The 21298-nt window shown below is 69.8% G+C and carries 20 protein-coding genes; 10 read left to right on the forward strand and 10 right to left on the reverse strand.

All coding sequences use genetic code 11. From position 1 onward, the window contains the following. Positions 1 to 5: 5 nt before the first annotated feature. The 6 genes from N1F91_RS01275 to N1F91_RS01300 all read right to left on the reverse strand — a co-directional run bounded on the left by N1F91_RS01275 (position 6) and on the right by N1F91_RS01300 (position 6206). Positions 6 to 806, reverse strand: coding sequence for an ABC transporter ATP-binding protein (locus tag N1F91_RS01275; protein WP_289989526.1), 801 nt, complete (start codon positions 804 to 806; stop codon positions 6 to 8). Positions 807 to 816: 10 nt separating this feature from the next. After that, on the reverse strand, positions 817 to 1713 hold the full coding sequence (gene ntrB, locus N1F91_RS01280) for a nitrate ABC transporter permease (protein ID WP_289989527.1): 897 nt from the start codon (positions 1711 to 1713) through the stop codon (positions 817 to 819). 79 nt (positions 1714 to 1792) lie between these two features. After that, positions 1793 to 3100, reverse strand: coding sequence for a CmpA/NrtA family ABC transporter substrate-binding protein (locus tag N1F91_RS01285; protein ID WP_289989529.1), 1308 nt, complete (start codon positions 3098 to 3100; stop codon positions 1793 to 1795). 347 nt (positions 3101 to 3447) lie between these two features. Continuing rightward, complete coding sequence (locus tag N1F91_RS01290) at positions 3448 to 4677, reverse strand: CmpA/NrtA family ABC transporter substrate-binding protein (RefSeq protein ID WP_289989531.1); 1230 nt, start codon at positions 4675 to 4677, stop codon at positions 3448 to 3450. Continuing rightward, the gene (locus tag N1F91_RS01295; protein ID WP_289989533.1) at positions 4674 to 5273 is read right to left on the reverse strand and encodes an ANTAR domain-containing response regulator; all 600 of its coding nucleotides are present in this window, start codon (positions 5271 to 5273) and stop codon (positions 4674 to 4676) included. Before N1F91_RS01295 ends, N1F91_RS01290 begins: the two co-directional genes overlap by 4 nt. Positions 5274 to 5426: 153 nt before the next feature. Continuing rightward, positions 5427 to 6206: a cobalamin-binding protein gene (locus N1F91_RS01300; RefSeq protein WP_289989536.1), complete on the reverse strand. Its 780-nt coding sequence runs from the start codon at positions 6204 to 6206 to the stop codon at positions 5427 to 5429. 351 nt (positions 6207 to 6557) lie between these two features. Here N1F91_RS01300 and N1F91_RS01305 point away from each other — a divergent pair, with 351 nt between their 5' ends. The 5 genes from N1F91_RS01305 to N1F91_RS01325 all read left to right on the forward strand — a co-directional run bounded on the left by N1F91_RS01305 (position 6558) and on the right by N1F91_RS01325 (position 11554). Further along, positions 6558 to 7703, forward strand: coding sequence for an MFS transporter (locus N1F91_RS01305; protein ID WP_289989538.1), 1146 nt, complete (start codon positions 6558 to 6560; stop codon positions 7701 to 7703). 133 nt (positions 7704 to 7836) lie between these two features. Beyond that, complete coding sequence (locus N1F91_RS01310) at positions 7837 to 8526, forward strand: CerR family C-terminal domain-containing protein (protein WP_289989758.1); 690 nt, start codon at positions 7837 to 7839, stop codon at positions 8524 to 8526. Between the two features lie 6 nt (positions 8527 to 8532). Then, the gene (locus tag N1F91_RS01315) at positions 8533 to 9477 is read left to right on the forward strand and encodes an HlyD family efflux transporter periplasmic adaptor subunit (RefSeq protein ID WP_289989540.1); all 945 of its coding nucleotides are present in this window, start codon (positions 8533 to 8535) and stop codon (positions 9475 to 9477) included. 26 nt (positions 9478 to 9503) lie between these two features. Further along, positions 9504 to 10421: an ABC transporter ATP-binding protein gene (locus N1F91_RS01320; RefSeq protein WP_289989541.1), complete on the forward strand. Its 918-nt coding sequence runs from the start codon at positions 9504 to 9506 to the stop codon at positions 10419 to 10421. Next, a complete protein-coding gene (locus N1F91_RS01325) occupies positions 10418 to 11554 on the forward strand; it encodes an ABC transporter permease (protein WP_289989543.1) in 1137 nt (378 codons plus the stop codon). Before N1F91_RS01320 ends, N1F91_RS01325 begins: the two co-directional genes overlap by 4 nt. A 1-nt stretch (position 11555) precedes the next feature. On the opposite strand, the gene N1F91_RS01330 is transcribed toward N1F91_RS01325, so the two are convergent. From N1F91_RS01330 to N1F91_RS01340, 3 genes are all read right to left on the reverse strand, one after another. Then, positions 11556 to 13571 carry a hydantoinase/oxoprolinase family protein gene (locus N1F91_RS01330; protein WP_289989545.1) on the reverse strand — a complete coding sequence of 672 codons (2016 nt, stop codon included), beginning with the start codon at positions 13569 to 13571 and terminating at the stop codon, positions 11556 to 11558. A gap of 279 nt (positions 13572 to 13850) precedes the next feature. After that, complete coding sequence (locus N1F91_RS01335) at positions 13851 to 14252, reverse strand: hypothetical protein (RefSeq protein WP_289989547.1); 402 nt, start codon at positions 14250 to 14252, stop codon at positions 13851 to 13853. A gap of 229 nt (positions 14253 to 14481) precedes the next feature. Then, entirely contained in the window at positions 14482 to 15162 is a 681-nt protein-coding gene (locus tag N1F91_RS01340) for a helix-turn-helix transcriptional regulator (RefSeq protein WP_289989549.1), read from the reverse strand. Positions 15163 to 15272: 110 nt separating this feature from the next. Here N1F91_RS01340 and N1F91_RS01345 point away from each other — a divergent pair, with 110 nt between their 5' ends. Then, complete coding sequence (locus N1F91_RS01345) at positions 15273 to 15503, forward strand: DUF1127 domain-containing protein (protein ID WP_289989551.1); 231 nt, start codon at positions 15273 to 15275, stop codon at positions 15501 to 15503. A gap of 204 nt (positions 15504 to 15707) precedes the next feature. Beyond that, positions 15708 to 16217, forward strand: a complete 510-nt coding sequence (locus N1F91_RS01350) for a ferritin-like domain-containing protein (protein WP_289989553.1) — start codon at positions 15708 to 15710, stop codon at positions 16215 to 16217. Positions 16218 to 16304: 87 nt separating this feature from the next. Here N1F91_RS01350 and mbfA read toward each other — a convergent pair whose 3' ends face one another. After that, positions 16305 to 17288 (reverse strand): iron exporter MbfA, encoded by a 984-nt coding sequence (gene mbfA, locus N1F91_RS01355; RefSeq protein ID WP_289989555.1) that lies wholly within the window; start codon positions 17286 to 17288, stop codon positions 16305 to 16307. A 564-nt stretch (positions 17289 to 17852) separates the two neighbouring features. On the opposite strand from mbfA, the gene N1F91_RS01360 reads away from it, so the two are divergent. Genes N1F91_RS01360 through N1F91_RS01370 form a run of 3 tightly spaced genes read left to right on the forward strand, consistent with a single transcriptional unit; the run spans position 17853 to position 21268 of the window. Then, entirely contained in the window at positions 17853 to 20030 is a 2178-nt protein-coding gene (locus tag N1F91_RS01360; RefSeq protein WP_289989557.1) for a malate synthase G, read from the forward strand. A 57-nt stretch (positions 20031 to 20087) separates the two neighbouring features. Then, positions 20088 to 20774 (forward strand): tRNA (adenosine(37)-N6)-threonylcarbamoyltransferase complex dimerization subunit type 1 TsaB, encoded by a 687-nt coding sequence (gene tsaB / locus N1F91_RS01365; RefSeq protein ID WP_289989558.1) that lies wholly within the window; start codon positions 20088 to 20090, stop codon positions 20772 to 20774. After that, positions 20774 to 21268: an N-acetyltransferase gene (locus N1F91_RS01370; RefSeq protein ID WP_289989559.1), complete on the forward strand. Its 495-nt coding sequence runs from the start codon at positions 20774 to 20776 to the stop codon at positions 21266 to 21268. Before tsaB ends, N1F91_RS01370 begins: the two co-directional genes overlap by 1 nt. Positions 21269 to 21298: the final 30 nt, after the last annotated feature.

Consider the following 21298-nt stretch of genomic DNA (forward strand, 5'->3'; position numbering starts at 1 on the left):
GGCGCTCACTCCGCCGCTTCCACGAAGCGATGGCGCTCGTAGAGGAACTTCAGCACCGCCTCCCGACTGCGCAGGTAGGTGCGGTCCGAGGCGAGTGCGATCCGGTTGCGCGGGCGCTCCAGCGGCACGTCCAGCACCTCGCCGATCCGCGCGGCCGGCCCGTTGGTCATCATCACGATGCGGTCGGACAGAAGCACCGCCTCGTCGACATCGTGCGTGATCATCAGCACCGTGTTGCCGAGCGTGGCGTGGATCTGCATCACCTGGTCCTGCAGATGGGCGCGCGTCAGCGCGTCGAGCGCGCCGAACGGCTCGTCGAGCAGCAGCACCTTGGGCTCCATCGACAGCGCCCGCGCAATGCCGACGCGCTGCTTCATGCCGCCCGAGATCTCCGACGGCCGCTTGTCGCGCGCGTGTCCCATGTGGACGAGGTCGAGATTGTACTTGGTCCACTCGGCCCGTTCGGCAGCCGACTTCGTGGCACCGAACACCTTGTCCACCGCCAGCGCGACGTTCTCGTACACCGTGAGCCAGGGCAGCAGCGAATGGTTCTGGAACACCACCGCCCGGTCGGGACCGGGTTCGTCGACCGCCTTGCCGTCGAGCAGCACCGCGCCGACCGTCGAGGGCGTGAGCCCGGCGACGATGTTGAGCAGCGTCGACTTTCCGCAGCCCGAATGGCCGATGATGGAGATGTACTCGCCCTTCTCGACGCCCAGCGTCACGTCGCGCAGCACCTCGGTGGCGGCGCGGTCGCGGGTGAAGGTCTTGCCGATGCCTTCGATGGAGAGATAGTGGTTCGCCATTGTCCGCTCCTCAGGATGCCGCGGTGCCGCGGGTGACGCGGTTGCCGATGAAGGCGACGATCCTGTCGAGCACGAAGCCGACGATGCCCACATAGATGAGGGCCAGGATGATGTCGCTGATGAGGGACGAGTTCCACGCGTCCCAGATGAAGAAGCCGATGCCGACGCCGCCGATCAGCATCTCGGCCGCCACGATCGCCAGCCAGGACAGGCCGATGCCGATCCGAAGCCCCGTGAAGATGTAGGGCGCGGCGGCCGGCAGCATGATCTTGGCGAAATACTCGAAGCCGTTGAGCCTGAGCACCCGCGCGACGTTGCGATAGTCCGACGGGATGTTGCGGATGCCGACCGCCGTGTTGATGATGATCGGCCAGATGGCGGTGATGAAGATGACGAAGATCGCCGAGGGTTCGCCATCGCGGAAGGCCGCCAGCGACAGCGGCAGCCAGGCCAGCGGCGGCACGGTGCGCAGCACCTGGAAGATCGGGTCGAGGCCGCGCATCGCCAGGCTCGACTGGCCCACCAGCACGCCGAGGCCGATCCCGGCCACCGCCGCCAGCAGGTAGCCCAGCGCCACGCGCTGCAGGCTCGCCAGCAATTGCCAGCCCATGCCCTTGTCGTTGCCGCCATTGTCGTAGAACGGGTGGATGATCAGCTCCCACGTGTCCGTCACCACCTGCGAAGGCGGCGGCAGCGAGGAGGTCGGGCTGGAGCACAACACCTCCCACAGCCCGATCAGCATCACCAGCACGACCAGCGGCGGCAGCAGGTTGGCGCCGGCGCCGCGCGCCATGTCGGCCAGCCTTCCGGTGCCGGGCCGCGTCTGGACGGGGAGCGTGAGGATCGTCGCGGCCGGCCGGGCCGGTGTCGTCGCGGGCTGGAGCTTCTTTGCCGCCGTGGCTGTCATGTCGTCGTTCCTTTCTGTCCGATGGATGGGCGAGGCGCCGCCGTCCGCCGCGCCGTTCGGCGGGACGGCGGCGTCCGGCTCACACCATGCGCTTGATCGTCAGGCTCTCGAGATAGGCGGAGGGGTTTTCGGGATCGAAGACCTTGCCGTCGAAGAAGGTCTCCGGGCCTCGCGAGGTGGAGGTCGGAATGTCGGTGACGCCCAGTTCGGCCGCCGCGGCCCGCCACAGGTCCTCGCGGTTCACCTGGTCGATCAGCGCCTTCGTGTCCGTGGTCTCGGGCAGGTAGCCCCAGCGGATGTCCTCGGTCAGGAACCACAGGTCGTGGCTGCGGAACGGGTAGGAGGCGTGGTGCGCCCAGTAGTGCATGATGAAGGGGCTGTTCTCGACCACCTTGCCGTTGCCGTAGTCGAAATTGCCCTTCATCCGCTCGACGACGTCGCTGAAGGGCGCGTTGATCCAGTTGCGCTTGGCGCAGATCTTGGCGAGCTCCTCCTTGTTGGCCATGTCCTCGCACCATTGCTGGGCTTCCATCACCGCCATCAGCAGCGCCTTGGTGGCGTTGGGATAGGCCTCGACGAAGTCGGCGCGCATGGCGAAGGCCTTCTCGGGGTGCTTGTCCCAGAGCTCGCCGGTGGTCAGCGCGGTGTAGCCGATCTGCTGGTTCTTCAGCTGCTCGTTCCACGGCTCGCAGACGCAGAAGCAGTCCATCGTGCCGACCTTCATGTTGGCGACCATCTGCGCCGGCGGAACCACGATGGTGGAGATGTCCGAGTTCGGGTCGATGCCGCCCGCCGCCAGCCAGTAGCGGATCCACAAATCATGCGTGCCGCCCGGGAAGGTCATTGCGGCCTTCACCTCCTTGCCCGACGCCTTCTTGGCAGCCAGCGCCGCCTTGAACGGTGCGGCGTCGGTGCCGAGCTTCAGGTCGGCATATTCCTGGCCGACCGAGATGCACTGGCCCGCCACGTTGAGCCGGGCGAGGATCATCATCGGCGTCGGCTGGTTGTTCTGGGTCATCGCGCCCGACGAGATCAGGTAGGGCATCGGCGTCAGGATATGCGCCCCGTCGATGCCGTTGCCGGCCGCGCCGAGCACGAGATTGTCGCGCGTCGTGCCCCACGACGACTGCTTGAGAACCTCGACGTCCGGCATGCCGTGCTTGGCGAAGAAGCCCTTCTCCTTGGCCACGAACAGCGGGCCGGCATCGGTGAGCGCGATGTAGCCGAGCTTGGCGCCCGTCACTTCCGGCGTGGCGGGTGCGGCATGGGCGCCGTAAGGCAGGAGTGCCTTTGCCGCGCCGAGCAGCGCGGTCGTGGCGGCTATACCCTTGATGAAGCCGCGGCGCGTTGCCGGGAGGATCGTGGTCGGATCGGACTTTTCGCTCATCTTCGTCTCCAGTGGTGACGACCTGTGCCGTCGGTTGGCCAAAAAAAAACTGCCGATCCGGTCCACCGCGTCCGTCCATCCGGGACAGCGGTATTCCTGATCGGCAGCTTTGCCTGGGGCGCCCGTCCTTGGACGCCGATATGGTTGGCCACGAATGGCCTCGAACATTAAAAGCAGGAACCGTGCCAGTCTGGCGGGCGGTCGGTAAGCTGCTGTTATTGCTGTTTGCGAACGCGCCCGCGGGTCAGGGCCGGTGCGGCGGGAGCAGCGCGGACGTCAAATGCTGAGCAGTGTGCAGCTTAAATCTTGTGCAATGCACAAACCGTCCGCCGCTCCCGCAGTCGCCCTCAGACGCCCGCCTGCGCCTCCACATAGGCGTCCAGCGCGTGCGGATCGAAGATCCGGCCGTCGAAGAAGCCGTCCGGTCCGAGCACGAGGCTGGCGCCCGCCGAACCGACCGGCGTGGCCGCCGTCAGCGCGCCCTCCACCTTGGAGTTCGCTCCCGGGAGCGCCACGCCGAGCGGCTTCAGGGCGCTGCGGTAGAGGTCGGGCCGGTAGCAGTCGAGCGCGATCGCCACGTTGGCCGGCGTGTGCGCGACGTCCCCCCAGCGCACCATCTGGGTGTAGAACCAGAGCGAATGGCTCTTCCAGGGGAAGTTGGCCGCCTTGTCGAACGGCAGGTAGAAATCCTCGACCTGGCGGATCGTCCCAGAGCCGGGATCGAGCCGGCCGGTCAGCGCCCGCATCTGGATGTCCGCCGGCTGACCCAGATAGGCCGGCTGCGCCATCAGTTCGGTGAGCGCGGGGTGGTTCATCGCGTCCTGACACCAGCGCGCGGCGTGATGCATGGCACGCAGCAGCGCCGCCAGGGCTTCGGGATGGTCCTTCGCCCAGGCCGCCCGCACGCCCAGCACCTTCTCGGGGCTGTTGCGCCAGATCGCCGCCTTCACCGTCGCGACGTGGCCGGTGCCGGCCACCACCGAGACGCTGTTCCACGGCTCGCCGACGCAATAGCCGTCGATGCGCCCGGCCGCGAGCGCGTCGGCCATGAAGGGCGGGGGCACGATGACGATCTCGATCTCCTGCGCCGGATCGATGCCGCAGCCGGCGAGCCAGTAGCGCAGTTCGTAATTGTGCCCCGAATGCGGGTGGGTCACAGCGAAGCGCAGCATCGGGGCGCCCGCCGCCTCGCGCGCCCGAAGAGAGGCGCGCAGCGCGCGGCCGTTGCGCGTCGGGTCGAGATCGGGCAGCGCGCCGTGCTCGGCCATGCCCTCCCAGACCATGTTCGACACCGTCACGCAGTTGCCGCCGAGTCCGAAGGAGAACGGCACGATCGTGTCCGACGCCAGCGGCGTCAGGCCGAGATTGCAGGCGAGCGGCATCGGCCCCAGCATGTGCGCCAGGTCGAAATGGCCGATCGCGATGCGGTCGCGGATGTTGGCCCACGAGGTCTCGCGAAACAGCCTCAGATCGACGCCCTCGCGTTCGGCAAACCCCAGTTCGCGCGCCACGATCAGGATCGCGCAGTCGAAGAGCGGCATGAAGCCGGCGTCGATCTGGTGCTCTTTCATCGTCATGGGCCTCCTGGCCCGAGCAGGTCGGCGGCCGTCACGAGGCTCTGCGCCACGTCGGCGAGCTTGCGGTTCTGGTTCATGGCCGTCTTGCGCAGCAATGCGTAGGCGTCCTCCTCGCTCATGCCGCGCGACTTCATCAGGATGCCCTTGGCCCTCTCGACGAGCTTGCGGCCCTCGAGCTCGCCGCGCGCCTCCTCCAGTTCCCGCGCCATGCGCGAAAAGGCGTTGAACCGGCTGATCGCCATCTGCAGGATCGGCTTGACGCGCTCCTTGCGCAGCCCGTCGACGATATAGGCCGAGACGCCCGCATCGACCGCGGCCTCGATCGAGGCGGTGTCGGCGCGGTCGACGAACATGGCGATCGGCCGCTTCACCGCGCGCGACAGCTGGAACATGTTCTCCAACATGTCGCGGTTGGGATTTTCGAGATCGATGACGATGACGTCCGGGTTCACCTCGGTGATCCGCCGCGCGATCCCGCTCACGTCGTGCACCAGCGTCACGGCCGAATGTCCGGCCTCGCGCAGGCCTTCCTCGATCACCGCGGCGCGAATGCGGTTCTCGTCGATGATCAGGATGCGGAGGGCGGCGGGGTCCATGCCCTGCTAGTTTGCGCGTTCCGCGCTTCGCTGCAATGCAAAAAACACGGGGACGGTTTACTTGACTCGGGTCCTTCGCCTTACCGTTCTCAAGGCTTGCGCCAGCCGAATTGAGTTAACCGTCCCCGCATTCCTGCCCTCGCGCCGCCACGCTCAGCCCCGCAGCGCCGCCAGGATCGCGTCGAGACCGTCGGTCAGGGCGGCGGGACCCGGCTGCAGGATCAGCGGCGACTTGATCTCGACGATGCGCCCGTCGCGCACGGCCGGAATCGTCTCCCAGCCCGGCCGCGCCGCGATCTTCTCCGGCCGCACCTTCTTGCCGCACCAGGAGGCGAGGATCACGTCGGGTGCCGCCTCGATCACCCGCTGCGGCGCAACGATGCGGTCCTTCGCCGCCTTCTCCCGGGCCAGGCCGGCGAACACGTCGTCGCCGCCGGCGATCGAGACCAGTTCCGACACCCAGCCGATGCCGCTGATCAGCGGCTCGTCCCATTCCTCGAAGAAGACGCGCGGCCGGGCGCGACCGGCGCCTGCCTTGGTGATCGCTGCCAGCCGTCCCTCATAGCCGCGCGCCAGCGCTTTGGCCTTCTCCGCCGCGCCGACGAGCGCCCCCACGGTGCGGATCATGGCCAGGATGCCCGCGACGTCGCGCTGGTTGAAGGCGTGCACCGCGATCCCCTCGCGGATCAGCGCGGCCGCGATGTCGGCCTGCAGATCCGAAAAGGTGAACACCAGGTCCGGCTCGAGCGCGAGGATCTTCGGCATGTCGGCCGAGGTGAAGGCGGAGACCCGCGGCTTCTCGCGGCGCACCCGCGCCGGTCGCACCGCATAGCCGGACACGCCGACGATGCGGTCTTCCTCGCCGAGCAGGTAGAGCGTCTCGACCGTCTCCTCGGTCAGGCAGACGATGCGTTGCGGCGGAAAACGTCTCATCGGCGTGTCGGTCTCCCGGTCGAGGCGCGCGGCTTGCTGGAGAAACGGTCTTCGGTGCTGCGGGGGCTTCGCGCAAGCCCCTTTCCGCCGGTTCGGCCGAGCAGCGCCGCCGGCTTGCGACTGGCCCAGCGGCGGCCTTCGCTTGGCGCACTTGCCGTTCCGCGCGACTGCCGCCTTGCCCGGGCGAGCAGGAAGCCTAGGGTGGAGACCGGGATCCGGCATCGTCGCGCCGGCAATGGAACAGGAAGGCATGCAAGGCAGCGCCCTCGAATCGAGCATCTTCGCCCCCGGGGCATCGGCTTGACGGCCATCGCGCCATCGACGCCGCCCGCTACTCCGGGACACGGGCTGATGATCGCCACGCTCGCCGCCGGCAACTTCGCCATCGGCATGGGTGCCTTCGTCGTCATCGGCGTCCTGTCGCCGCTCGCTGCCGACCTCGGTCTCTCGAAGACCGGCGCCGGCCTGATCATGACCATCTACGCCGTAGCCTATGCCGTGCTGTCGCCCCTGCTGGTCGCCGCGAGCGGCCGCCTCGGCCGCCGCACCGTGCTCGCGGTCGGGCTCGCCGTCTTTGCCCTCGCCTCGCTGCTGGCGGTCGTCGCCTGGAACGGGCCGGCGCTTTACGCGGCGCGCATCCTCGCCGCCGTCGGCGGCGGCCTGTTCACGCCCGTGGCGGCAAGCGTGGCCTTCTCGGCCAGCGCACCCGAAGCGCGGGGCAGGGCGCTCGCCCGCGTCTTCCTCGGCATGACGCTCTCCCAGGCGCTGGGGATTCCGCTCGGCAGCTTCGTCGGCTACACATTCGGCTGGCGCGCCGCCTTTGCCATCGTCCTGGTGCTGAGCGTCGCTACCCTGGTGCTGGTGCTGCGCACCGTCCCGCGCCGCGTGGCGTTCCAGCCCAACTCCCTGCGCACGCTGGTCGAGGCGCTGGCCGACTGGCGCAGCCTGATGTCGATCCTCGTGACGGCCACGATCATCTCCGCGCCCTACTTCGTCTACACCTTCATCACCCCGCTGCTCGAAGCGCGGATGGGTTTCGGGCGCGACGGCGTCGCGCTCGTCCTGCTGGCCTACGGCGCCGGCGCGGTGGCGGGAAGCTGGGCGGCCGGCATCTGGACGGATCGCTTCGGCCCCCTCGGGACCATCTACGGTGTCCTGGCCGTGCAGGTCGTCCTGATGCCGGTCTTTTCCTTCCTGCCGGTTCCGCTGCCCGTGCTGCTGCTCGTCACCTTCCTCTGGGCCATGTTCGGCTGGTCCTTCCTGGTGCCGCAGCAGACCCGCCTCATGCGCCAGGCGCCGCAGCGCCAGGCAGTGGTGCTGTCCCTCAACGCCGCCTGCATCTATATCGGCGCCTCGCTGGGCTCGGCCATCGGCGGCGTCGTCGCCGAGAATTTCGGCCTCGACTGGCTTGGAATCGCGGGAATGCTCGCCGTTCTGCTCGCGACGGTGCATCTTTTCATCTCCGAATCGCTGTTCCGGAACCGTCGCGCGGTCTGAAGGCGGCTGCTGCTTCGGCCGCGGTCGACCGGATGCGGGATCGCGGCGCGGACTGGAGCGTTGCCTCACGTTCGGGCCCCGACCCCGTCTCGCCCGTATTGACGATAATCAAACGAATGATTAAATCATGAAGATGACCACTTCCACCGCCGCTCCCGATACCAGCCGCGACACCAGCGGGGCCGATCAGACGCGCCTCGCCCTGATCCAGGCCGCGCTGAAGCTGTTCGGCCAGAAGGGCTTCGACGGCACCTCGACGCGCGAGATCGCGACGGCCGCCAAGGCCAATATCGGCTCCATCGCCTATCATTTCGGCGGCAAGGAAGGGCTACGCTCCGCCTGCGCCGAACACATTGTCGAGGCGGTGAGCGCCATCGCCGCGCAGGCGATCGGCCCGGCGGCCGGCGCGCTGGCGGGGCCGATGGACCGGGAGACGGCGCGCGGCATCCTGCATGCCGTCGCCGAGCGCTTCGTCATGACCGTCGTCGGCAACCCGCAGGCCGTCCCCTTCGTCCAGTTCGTGCTGCGCGAACTGTCCCAGCCCACCACTGCCCTGGAGCGGATCTACGACGGCGTCTTCGAACCCAACCACAAGCGCTTCTGCCTGCTCTGGGAGAAGGCCACCGGCCAGCCGGCCGCATCCCGGCAGACGATGCTCACCGTGTTCACCATCGTCGGCCAGGTGATGTATTTCCGCATCGCGCGCGAGGCGGTCACGCGGCGGATGGGCTGGGCCGACATCGGCGCGGCCGAGAGCAAGGCCATCGCCGCGACCGTCTGCGCCAACATCGACGCCATGGTGGCGGCAGCCCGCGAGGAGTGATCGGTCATGCCATGGTTCTGCGCCCTTCCCTTGGCCGCGCAGCTGTTCGGCGCCTGTGCCGCGTCCGCGCCGCTGGCGGTCGGCTATGTCGAGGGCGAATACGTCATGCTGGCGCCGATCGAGGTGGCGCAGGTCAGGGGCTTGGCTATCCGGCGCGGAGACCGGGTCGAGGCTGGAACGGTGATCGCCCGGCTGGAAGACGCCGACACGACCATCGCCGTCACTCAGGCCGAAGCCGCGCTGGCGCAGGCTGAGGCGCAACTGGCCGACCTGCGGCTGGGCAAGCGCCCGGAAGAGGTCGCCGTGCTCGAAGCCGCCGTGCGCTCCGCCCGCGCAGAGGTCGCCGAAGCCGCCCGCGGCCTTGCCCGCGCCCGCGATCTCTTCGCCCGCGGCATCGCCACGCAGGCGCAGCTCGACGAGGCCTCCACCGCCGCCGAGGTGGCCGAGGCCGCGCTGGGCCAGGCCGAGGCCAACCTCGCCGTCGCCGGCCTCGCCGCGCGGCCCGAGGCGATCAGGGCGGCCGAGGGCCAGGCGAGCCAGGCGGAGGCCTCGCTGGAGAATGCGCGCTGGCGGCTGGCGCAACGGGTCATCCATGCGCCGTCGCCCGGCCGCATCTCCGACGTCATCCGCAATCCCGGCGACATTGCCGGCCCGTCCGCGCCGGTCGTGGCCATGCTGCCCGACGGCGCCGTGAAGCTGAAGGTCTACCTGCCGGAGCCGGCCTTCTTTTCCGTCAAGGTGGGCAATCGCCTGTCGGTGCACTGCGACGGCTGCCCGGAGGGACTGACGGCGCGCGTCTCCTGGGTCTCGCCCGACCCGGAATTCACACCGCCGGTCATCTATTCGCTCGAGACCCGCCAGAAGCTCGTCTACCTCGTCGAGGCGCGCCCGGAGGACGGCGCCGACCGCCTCCAGCCCGGCCTGATCGTCGACGTGGAGCTCGCGCCTTAGGCGCGGAGCGAGGGGAGGCGGAGCGCATGAACGCCATCGAGGTCTCCGGCCTGGTCAAGCGCTTCGGCCCGAAGACCGTCGTCGATCATGTCTCGATGACGGTCGCCGAGGGCGAGATCGTCGGCTTCCTCGGCCCCAACGGCTCCGGCAAGACCACCACCATCCGCATCATGTGCGGCCTGCTCACCCCCGATGCCGGCGAGGGCCGCGTGCTCGGCCACGACATCCGCACCGAGGGCCTGAGGATCAAGCGGCAGGTCGGCTACATGACGCAGAAGTTCTCCTTCTACGAGGACCTGACGATCGCCGAGAACCTCGAATTCGTCGCCAGGCTCTACGGCCTGAAGCCCGTGGCCGGGCATGTCGGCCGCACGCTGGACGAGCTGGGGCTCGCATCGCGCCGCGACCAGCTCGCCGGCACGCTGTCGGGCGGCTGGAAGCAGCGGCTGGCGCTTGCCGCCTGCATCATGCACCAGCCGAAGCTGCTGCTGCTCGACGAGCCGACGGCCGGCGTCGACCCGAAGGCCCGGCGCGAGTTCTGGGACGAGATCCACCGGCTGGCGCGCGGCGGGCTCACGGTGCTCGTTTCCACCCATTACATGGACGAGGCCGAGCGCTGCCACCGCATCGCCTACATCTCCTATGGCCGGATGCTGGCCGCCGGCACGGTGGCCGACGTGGTGCGCGATGCCGGCCTGACCACCTACCTCGTCTCCGGACCCGATCTTCATGCCGTGGCTGAAGCCCTGCGCGGCCGGCCGGGCGTCGAGCAGGTCGCGCCGTTCGGGGCGATGCTCCACGTCGTGGGCAGGGACGCCGGGGCGCTGCGCGCCACCCTCGACGACATGGTGACCCGGCATGCGGTGACCGTCGCGCGCGGCGAGACCAGCCTCGAGGACGTCTTCATCCAGTTCATGGCCGGCTCGAAGGACAACATGACATGAACGCGGTCTTCTCCTTCGGCCGGCTGGGCGCGCTGCTGATCAAGGAGTTCATCCAGATGCGGCGCGACCGGCTGACCTTCGCCATGATGCTGGGCGTGCCGCTGATGCAGCTCGTGCTGTTCGGCTACGCCATCAACAACGATCCCAAGAGCCTGCCCGCGGCGCTGGTGGCGACCGGCAACGACCACTACACCCGTGCCATCGTCTCGGCGCTGCAGACGACCGACTACTACCGCTTCGACCATGTGGCGGGCAGCGCCGCCGAGGCGGAGGCGCTGATGGCGGGCGGCAAGGTCTCCTTCGTGGTCGCCATCCCGGCCGACCTCGCCCGCCGCGTCGACCGTGGCGAAAGCCCGCAGATCCTGGTCGAGGCCGACGCCACCGACCCCTCCGCCTCCTCCGGCGCGATCTCCACCCTCTCCACGCTGGCAAGCCGCGCCCTGCTGCGCGAGCGCGGGCTGGAGCGCCAGGCGGCCGAGAGCGCGAAGGCGAACCTCGAGGTGATCGTCCACAGGCGCTACAACCCGGAAGGAATCTCGCAGTACAACATCGTGCCCGGCCTGCTCGGCGTCATCCTGCAGATGACCATGGTGATGATGACCTCGATGGCGCTCACCCGCGAGACCGAGCGCGGCACCATGGAAAACCTGCTCGCCATGCCGGCGAGCCCGGTGGAGATCATGCTGGGCAAGGTGCTGCCCTTCCTCGTCGTCGGCTCCGTCCAGGTCACCGTCGTGCTGGTCGCGGCGAAGGGCCTGTTCGGCGTACCCTTCATCGGCTCGATGCCGATGCTGCTCGCCGCCATCCTCGTCTTCGTCCTGGCGCTGGTGCTGCTCGGCTACACCATCTCCACCGTGGCGCGGACCCAGATGCAGGCCATGCAGCTGACCTTCTTCTTCTTCCTGCCGTCTATCCTGCTCTCCGGCTTCATGTTTCCCTATCGCGGCATGCCCGGCTGGGCACAGGCGCTGGGCGAGATCCTGCCGCTCACCCATTTCCTGCGCGTGATCCGCGCCGTCATGCTGAAGGGCGCCGACTTCGCGGCGATCGCGCCGGAGGTGGCCTGGCTCGCCGGCTTCGTCGTCTTCTTCGGCGGGTTGGCGCTCGCCCGCTTCCGCCGGACGCTGGACTGAATCAGACGGCGACTCGCGGCCGCCCGCTGGCAGTGGCGATGAGCAGCGCCTCGATGAAGCTGCGGCTGCCCTCCACCGTCGCCGCCTTGACCTCGCGCTCGATCGTCACCTGCGCGTCCTGCGCGCCGGCCGCTTGCGCCCGCTCGGCAGCCAGCTGCGCGATCTCGGCCTCGGCGGCGGCCATCGCCGCCTCCTCGGAGAGGAAGTCGCGCATCGCCTCGCCGGCGCTCATCCGGAACAGCCCTTCCTTCGGCTGGCTGACGCGGGCTTCCGCCGTCACCCGCACCTGGCCGACCACGGCGCCGAGCGCATTGGCGACGTCGGCGTCGGCCGGCAGCACGCAGCCGTTGCCGACCAGCGGCGGCAGGCCGGCATAGTGCAGCGCAGCCGAGGCGCCGAGCCCGACCACCGGCCGGTCGAGCGTCACCGCGAGCCCCGCGATGCCCCCCTTGGCGTCCATCGCGCGCTGCACCAGCGGATGGGCGACGGTTGCCGCCCCGTCGAGCCCGTCCTCGGCGAAGGCCGTCTCCAAAATGACCTCTGCCGAGCGCCGGGTGAGCGCCGACAGCACGCGCTGCGCCATCGCCTCGGGCGAGGCGGCGATCGGTTGGCCGCGCCCGTCGCGCCGCCGCGCGAAGAGCTCGGCGCCCATGCGCGCGGTCGCCGCATCCCAGTTCGACTGCAGCGCCAGCACATGGGCGGCGTCCGACGGCGTGAAGCCGCAGACATGGACGAGCCCGCGCGCCACCAGACGGTTGAGCGTCGCCACCTGCGCTGTGGAGGTGAGCAGCCGGTCGAGCGGCTGCGGCTCGGCGGTGATCGTTGCGAACAGCTTCGCCTCGGGCGCCGTCAGCCCCGCCTCCAGATGCGCGGGCACGCCGGTCCTGAGCGCGAACCGGCCGTCCATGCGGCCGGGATTCGGCGCCCGCAACTGCCGCTCGAGATGGTCGCGCACGCTCGCCCCGTGCCGCACGCCCGCCAGCGCCAAGGGCACCAGCCGGCGCGGTCCGAGCTTCAGCGCCGGCTCGAGCCCGCCGTCTTCCAGCGAAATTTCCGAATCGCCGCCGAGGCCGAAGGTGCGCATCGCCACCGCCTCCACCATGGTGCGATAGCCGCCGACGGTCGCGCCCTCGGGGTCGAGCCGGGGCCTGCCCCGGTCGAGCACGGCGACGTCGGTGGTGGTGCCGCCGATGTCGGAGACGACCGCGTCGTCGAGCCCGGTCATGTGCCGCGCGCCGACGAGGCTCGCGGCCGGACCCGACAGGATCGTCTCGATCGGCCGCGTCCGGGCGAAGGCGGCCGAGACCAGCGCGCCGTCGCCGCGCACCACCATCAGCGGCGCGCGGATGCCGCGACGGTCGAGGAAGCCCTCGGTCGCCGCGACCAGCCGGTCGATCATCGAGATCAGGCGGGCGTTGAGCAGCGTCGTCAGCGCCCGCCGCGGCCCGCCGAGCTTCGACGACAGCTCGTGGCTCGTCGTCACCGGCAGGCCGGTGCGGGCGCGGATCATCTCGCGCGCGGCGATCTCGTGGGCGGGATTGCGGGTCGAGAAATAGGCGGCGACGGCGAAGCCCGACACCTCGCCGGCCAGCGCCGGCAGCCGCGCCTCCAGGTCCGAGAGGTCGAGCCGCGCCGCGTTGCCGTGCACGTCGTGGCCGCCGGGGCACTGCACCAGCGGGTCGCCGCCAAGTGCGGCCGAGAGCCCGTCGCGCGCCAGATCCTCCGGCTTGAAGCCGATCATCACCAGCGCCACGCGGCCGCCCTGGCCCTCCACCAGCGCATTGGTGGCAAGCGTCGTCGACATGGAGACAAGCTTGATCGCGCCGGGATCGACGGCTGCCTGCGCCAGCACCGCGTCGACCGCGCCCGAAATCCCCTCGGCGAGATCGTGGCGCGTCGTCAGCGCCTTCGCCTTGGCCACCACGCCCGCCTGTTGCGACCACAGCACCGCGTCGGTGTAGGTGCCGCCGGTGTCGATGCCGAGGAAGAGCGGGGCCGTCTGCGGGTCGGGTGCCATGGATGCCGGGTGGGTTCGGGTACGGATGGATGCGGGACGATTCGGTGGCAGGATGCCGCCCGCCGGGCGTGCCTCGCCGATCCATAGCGCCTCGTCCGACCCGCGCCAACGGCACGGGCGACACGACCTGCCGCGATTGCGGCGGGCGAGCCTCGAAGGACGAACGACACCGGCCGCGCGCCGACGCCCTCCGGCCGCAGGTTTGCGGGGAGGCACGGCGGGGCGGCCGGTGGGCAGGGTCTGTGGCGCGGCACGAAGCGGCCGCGAAGGGGCCGGCGGCTATGACGTGTCGGGTTCGCACGGCGCCGCCGCCGGGCGGCCGACGGCGCAGGATTGCCCGCACCGGGCCATCGGCGAGCAGGCCTGCCGGGCGATGTCGCGGGTGGCAAGCCGCGCCCGGCGCCGCGCCCGCGCCAGATAGGCCCGCAGGATCCGCGCCAGCGTGCGGAAATCGGCGGCGAGGCGGGTTGCCCGGTCTTCCGACCGCGACGAGGCGATCAGCGCGGGTGCGCCGGACGGCAGGCCGACGAGGTAGTTCCGCGCCACCGCCTCGGCATGCGCGAGACCCGCGAGCACGGGCAGCGCGATGGCGAGCGGCCGGCCGGCGGCGCGGTCGGCGAGGCCTGCGAGCAGGACGAGCAGCGCCAGGATCTCTTCCAGCACCTCCTCCTTCCAGCCCATGTCCCGCGTCCTCCGTTGTCGAGGCGCACAGTGTCGCCGCGGCGTCGGAGGGTGTGGATAGATTTTTGCCAAGCGGTTGATTTCGTTGGGGGCGGGTGTCGTGGCGCCGGCGCGGGCAGGCGAGGAAATGCGGGGACAGTTTACTTAATTCGGCTCGAGGCAGACCGGGAAATGGTGCTGCATCCCATCCGAATTAAGTAAACTGTCCCCGCATTTCCTTCCGCTTTTGCTAGGCCAGCAGCGCCTTTTCGAAGGCCAGCCGGCCGGGCGGCGTGAAGCGGATGGCGCGGCTGGCGGTGTCGCGGCGGGCCCATTTCCGGTCGAGGATGTGGTCGAGGATGGCCGCGCCGAGCGAGCCGGCGAGGTGAGAGCGGCGCACGCTCCAGTCGAGGCAGGCGCGGCAGACCGGCCGCCGCCGCGCGGACAGGCCGGAGACGTCGATGCCGACGCAGGAAAAGAAGCCTGGGCCGCCGGGGCCGAGGCGCATGGCGCCGGCTTCGTCGACGAGGATGCCGCGCGCGAGAAAACCGTCGAGCATGGCCACGGCGTGCTCGCCCGCCAGATGGTCGTAGCAGATGCGCGCCTGCCGCATCGTCGCCTCGCGCGGACCCGGCCGCGCGCGTTGCGGGCCGACGGAGGCGGCGACGCCCATGATCGATTCGAGCATCGCGGCAACCTGGGTCCCTGCGAGGCTGAAATAGCGGTGCCGCCCCTGCGCGGCGAGTTTCAGCAGTCCGCCCTCGGTCAGCCGCGACAGATGCGAGCTCGCCGTCGGAAGCGTGACGCCGGCCTCCAGCGCCAGTTCGCTTGCCGTCAGCGCGCAGCCGTCGAGCAGCGCGGTGAGCATGCTGGCGCGGGCCGGATCGCCGACCAGGCTGGCAATCCGGGCGATGTCGGGTCCGTCACGCATGGTTCGACGCTAACCGAACCATGCGGGTTGCACAAGCGCTATGCTCTGCCCATCGACGCCGCAGCCGGTGCTGTGCCCCGCCTGCCTCCCTCCGACCGCGAGATAGCCGCATGTCCGCACCCTCCACGAATGCCGCCGTCCGAACCGCCCCGCCGCGCGCCGTTTTCCGCAAGCGGCTCTGCCGGCTCGTCCGGTTCGTCGTCGGCGTTCACGAACGCTGGCGCGAACGGCAGGCGCTCGCCGAACTCGACGACGGCATGCTGGACGACATCGGTCTCACCCGGGCGGAACGGGATCGCGAATGCGGGCGTCTGCCGTGGGACGGGAACGACCGAAGATGACCGGCAAACCTACGCGGTGCGCCCGGCGGAACGTTTCGCCGCCGGTCGAAGCATGGCCGCGATGCGTCGGCCGCGTAACTCTTCGTGATCGGGAGACGATCCGGAAAGACGCTTTCGCAGGAACACGCGGCCGGTGGCGGAGTTGTTCGGGGACGCGGCGGGACATCCTGCCGTCCGCAACACCAACCAGGAAGGGAGATTCCGATGGGACTCTTCACCCGTGACATCAAGACGATGGACGATCTGTTCATCCACCAGCTCCAGGACATCTACTACGCCGAGAAGCAGATCCTGAAGGCGCTGCCGAAGATGATCGACAAGGCGACCAGCGCCGAGCTGAAGGCCGGCTTCAAGCAGCACCTCGCCGAGACCGAAGGCCAGGTGCAGCGCCTGGAGCGCGTCTTCAAGATGCATGGCGCCGAGCCGAAGGCGGTGGACTGCCCGGCGATCGACGGCATCATCAAGGAGACCAACGAGGTGGCCGGCGAGATCGCCGACAAGGAGGTGCTGGACGCAGCCCTCATCGCCTCGGCGCAGGCCGTCGAGCATTACGAGATGACGCGCTACGGCACGCTGGTCGCCTGGGCGCGCCAGCTCGGCCGCGAGGACTGCGCCGCCGTGCTGCAGCAGACCCTCGACGAGGAGAGGCGCACCGACGAGAAGCTGACGATGCTCGCCGAGAGCAGCGTCAACAGGAAAGCCGCCGCCGAATAAGGCGGTCACCGGCCGGGTCGCACGACCCGGTTTGGGCCAAGGAAGGCCGGTCCGGCACTGCCGGGTCGGCCTTTTCGCGTCGCCGTGTCAGGCGTTGCCGATCAGCACCCCGGCCGCGAGCACGAGGCTGCCGCCCAGCACGACCTGCAGGGCCGCGCGCAGGAAGGGCGTCTCCATGAAGCGGTTCTGGATATAGGCGATGGCCCAGAGCTCGACGAAGACGACCACCGCCGCGATCGCCGTCGCCGTCCAGAAATGCGGGATCAGGTAGGGCAGGGCATGGCCGAGCCCGCCGACCGCCGTCATGATGCCGGAGGCGAGCCCGCGCTTCAGCGGCGAGCCGCGGCCCGACAGTTTGCCGTCGTCATGCGCGGCCTCGGTGAAGCCCATCGAGATGCCGGCACCGACCGAGGCGGAGAGGCCGACGAGGAAGGTCTGCCAGGTGTCGCCGGTGGCGAAGGCGGCGGCGAAGATCGGCGCCAGCGTCGAGACCGACCCGTCCATCAGCCCGGCGAGCCCCGGCTGGACGTAGGTCAGGATGAACTGGCGCCGCTCGGTCGAGACCTCCTCGGTCTTGGCGCTGTCGGGCACGTGCTCGGCCTCGAGGTCGTGCGCCAGTTCGCCATGGCCGGATTCCGCCGCCGCGAGGTCGCCGAGCAGCTTGCGCGTGCCGGCATCGCTGGTGCGCTTCATCGCCTCGCGGTAGAACCGCTCTGCCTGCCGCTCCATCTCCTCGGCCTGTCCGCGCACCCGCTCGATGCCGAGCGGCCGCACCAGCCAGTCGGGCTTGCGCTGGTAGAAGCCGCGCACATGTTCGCGCCGAATCAGCGGGATGCGTTCGCCGAAACGGGCGCGGTGCAGCTCGATCAGCGCGGCACGGTGGCCGTCCTCCTCCTCCGCCATGCCTTCGAACACCTTCGCCGAGCGCGGAAACGCCTCGTGCAGCCCGTCGGCATAGGCGCGGTAGATGCGGGAATCGTCCTCCTCCGAGGAGATGGCCAGCGCCAGGATTTCCTGTTCCGACAGCGAATCGAAGGACCGGCGGGACAGGCCGAAGACGCGCGACAACATGAGCGGAAGCCTCTTGTTTAGAAGAATTCTAAACTAGGCTCCGGATCGACGAAGGTCAACCGCCGCGGATGTCGCGGCGGGAACAAGAACTGCGGAACGGCGTGCATCGAGGCCGGCGCGCCACCCGCCGTGTCATTCCGGACAGCCGCTCCGCGCTCCGCGCGGTTCGTCTTCCGGAATGACGCGGGCGTGGCCACAGGCGCCGATCCTGTCCCTGGAGGCGCTTTCGTCATCCCGGAACGACGTCCAAGCGCAGCGCAGGACGCCGTATCCGGATCCATGCCTCGCCATCCATGCCCGCGGTCCGGTGCACGACGAGGCCTGCGCCGCCGCCATGTGTCCGTCGTCCCGCGTTCGACGGCCGCCGAGGCATGGATCCTCGGGTCTGCGCGACGGCCTTCGGCCTGCTCCGCCCGAGGATGACGACGTGGAGGGGACGCGCGGCCGGGGCGAATCGATCTGCACGACCTTCGTGCGATTGACGCGCCGGTTCCCCTGTGGTGAACGCTCTGCGAGGATCATGCGCGGTGAACCGCGCGCCGCGACCAACCGGGAGAAGCATTCATGACCGACCGCATCGAGATCGACGGCCTGAGCATCGCGCGCGAACTGCACGACTTCGTGGTCGCGGAGGCGTTGCCGGGGACCGGGCTCGACGCGGCGCGGTTTTTCGCCGACTTTTCCGCGATCGTGCACGAGCTGGCGCCCAGGAACCGGGCGCTCCTGAAAACGCGCGACGCGATGCAGGAAAAGATCGACGAATGGCACCGCGCCAACGGCGCGCCGTCCGACCTCGCCGCCTACAAAGCGTTTCTCTCGGAGATCGGCTACCTGCTGCCGGAGGGCGAGGCCTTCGCGGTGACGACATCCAAGGTCGATCCGGAGATCGCGACGATCGCCGGACCGCAGCTCGTCGTGCCGGTGATGAACGCGCGCTATGCGCTGAACGCGGCGAACGCCCGCTGGGGCTCGCTCTACGACGCGCTCTACGGCACCGACGCGATCTCCGAGGCCGACGGCGCGGAGAAGGGCAGGGGCTACAATCCGAAGCGCGGGGCGAAGGTGATCGCCTGGGCGCGGGGCTTCCTCGACGGCAGCGCGCCGCTCGACCGCGCCTCCTGGAGCGATGCGAAGAGCTTCGACGTGGCGCACGGCCGGCTCGTCGTGACGCTCGCCGACGGATCGATGACGGGCCTCGCCGACGGCACGCAGTTTGCCGGCCATGTCGGCGATGCCGCCGCGCCGTCGCGTTTCCTGCTGAAGCGCAACGGCCTGCATGTCGAGGTGGTTGTCGACGCCACCTCGGCGATCGGCCGCGACGACCCGGCGCACATCTCCGACGTCTGGCTGGAATCGGCGCTCACCGCGATCATGGACTGCGAGGATTCGATCGCGGCCGTCGACGCCGAGGACAAGGTCGTCGTCTACCGCAACTGGCTCGGCCTGATGAAGGGCGACCTGACGGAGGAAGTGGCCAAGGGCGGCTCGACCTTCACCCGCAGGCTCAGCCCCGACCGCGAATATGTCGCGCCCGACGGCTCGACGCTCGTGCTGCCCGGCCGCTCGCTGATGCTGGTGCGCAACGTCGGCCACCTGATGACCAACCCGGCGATCCTGCTGTCCGACGGCAGGGAGATCCCGGAGGGCATCATGGACGCGATGCTGACGGCGACGATCGCGCTGCACGACGTCGGCGAAAACGGCCGGCGCATGAACAGCCGCGCCGGCTCGATGTACGTCGTCAAGCCGAAGATGCACGGGCCGGAGGAAGTGGCCTTCGCGGTGGAGCTGTTCTCGCGCGTCGAGGACGCGATCGGCATGGCCCGCAACACCATCAAGATGGGCATCATGGACGAGGAGCGCCGCACGACGGTGAACCTCAAGGAATGCATCCGCGCGGCGAAGGAGCGGGTCGTCTTCATCAACACCGGCTTCCTCGATCGCACCGGCGACGAGATGCACACCTCGATGGAAGCCGGCCCGATGATCCGCAAGGGCGACATGAAGCAGGCCGCCTGGATCCAGGCCTACGAGAACTGGAACGTCGACATCGGGCTGGAATGCGGGCTCGCCGGCCACGCGCAGATCGGCAAGGGCATGTGGGCCATGCCCGACCTGATGGCGGCGATGCTGGAGCAGAAGATCGGCCACCCGAAGGCGGGCGCCAACACCGCCTGGGTGCCTTCACCGACGGCGGCAACGCTGCACGCGACGCACTATCACACGGTGGACGTGACGGCGGTGCAGGAGACGCTGAAGAGCCGGCCGCGGGCGAAGCTCGACGACATCCTGTCGGTGCCGGTGGCCGTGCGGCCGAACTGGACGCCGGACGACATCCAGAAGGAGCTCGACAACAACGCGCAGGGAATCCTCGGCTACGTCGTGCGATGGGTCGACCAGGGCGTCGGCTGTTCCAAGGTGCCCGACATCAACGACGTCGGCCTGATGGAGGACCGCGCGACGCTGCGCATCTCCTCGCAGCACATTGCCAACTGGCTGCGCCACGGCGTCTGCAGCCAGGAACAGGTGATGGAGACGATGAAGCGGATGGCGGCGATCGTCGACCGTCAGAACGCCGGCGACCCGCTCTACCGGCCGATGGCGCCCGACTATGACGGCTCGATCGCCTTCCAGGCCGCCTGCGACCTCGTCTTCAAGGGCCGCGAGCAGCCGAACGGCTATACCGAACCGGTGCTGCATGCCCGCCGGCTGGAGCTGAAGGCGCGCGACCGCGCCGGCTGACATGACGCGCGGCGGCATCGCTTGTCGCCGCGCCCGGCATTGCCTATGCCTCGTGCGATGAAGATTCTCGCCATCGACACGGCGGCCGAATGGTGCGCCGCCTGCCTCTGGGACGCCGGCTCCGGCCGCGCGCTCGGGACCGAGGCGCGCGACATCGGCAAGGGCCATGCCGAGGCGCTGATGGGGGTGATCGGGGTGGCGCTCGACCGGGCGGGCGCCTCCTGGCGTGACGTCGAGGCCGTCGCCGTTTCGGTCGGACCCGGCTCGTTCACCGGCGTGCGGATCGGCGTTGCCACCGCGCGTGGCCTCGCTTTGGCGCTGAAGGTGCCTGCGACCGGCGTCGGCACGCTGGCCGCGCTCGCCTTCGAGGCTGCGCCTCTGGCGCGGGGACGGCCGGTGCTGGCCGTGCTGGACGCCCGCCGCGAGGAGTTCTACGCCGCGCTGTACGGCCCGGACGGCGAGGTGCATGCCGCGCCGGCAATCCTCGACCTGAAGGCCGTCGCCGCGCTCGCCGGGCTGACGAAGCCGCTGATCGTGGGCTCGGGTGCGCGCCAGGCCGCCGCGGCGGCCGGGCTCGACCCCGATGCGACCGCGCTGGCCAACCGTCGCACCGCCGGCATCGACAGCTTCGCGCGGCTCGCCGCCCGGCAGGGCTTCGGCGGTGAGAGGCCGCGCCCGCTCTATCTGCGCGGGCCGGATGCCCGGCCGCAGGAAGGCTTTGCCCTGCCGCGGAGCGGCGCCTGATGCGCATGCCCTTCCTGACCGGCCGCAAGCGCGAATTCGTCATCGACCGTCTGGGCACGGCCGACGTGATGGCGCTGGAGACCCTGCACAGGGAGGACTTCGCCCGGCCCTGGAGCCATGTCGAGTTCGCCAGCCTGCTCGACCAGGAACCCGTCTTCGGCTTCGCCGCGCGCGAGGTCGGCCGGCGCGGCGCGCTGCCGTCCGGCTTCGTGCTGGCCCGCCATGCGGCCGGCGAAGGCGAGATCCTGACGATTGCGGTGGCGAGAGCGGCGCGCCGCTGCGGCCTTGGGTGGGCGTTGATGGACGCCGTGCTGCGCGAGCTCTATGCCGAACGGGCCGAGGCGCTGTTCCTGGAGGTCGACGAGACCAACCTGCCGGCGCTGACGCTCTACCGCCGGCTCGGCTTCCGCGAGGTCGGGCGGCGCCCGGCCTATTACGAGCATGCAGGCACGAAGCCGACCGCCGCGCTTGTCATGCGCCGCGATCTTCGCTAGCGGCTGCGGTCACGCGGCGCGCGGTCGCGA

The organism is Aquibium sp. ELW1220, assembly GCF_030398385.1.
In the GTDB taxonomy this organism is placed as follows: Bacteria; Pseudomonadota; Alphaproteobacteria; order Rhizobiales; family Rhizobiaceae; genus Aquibium.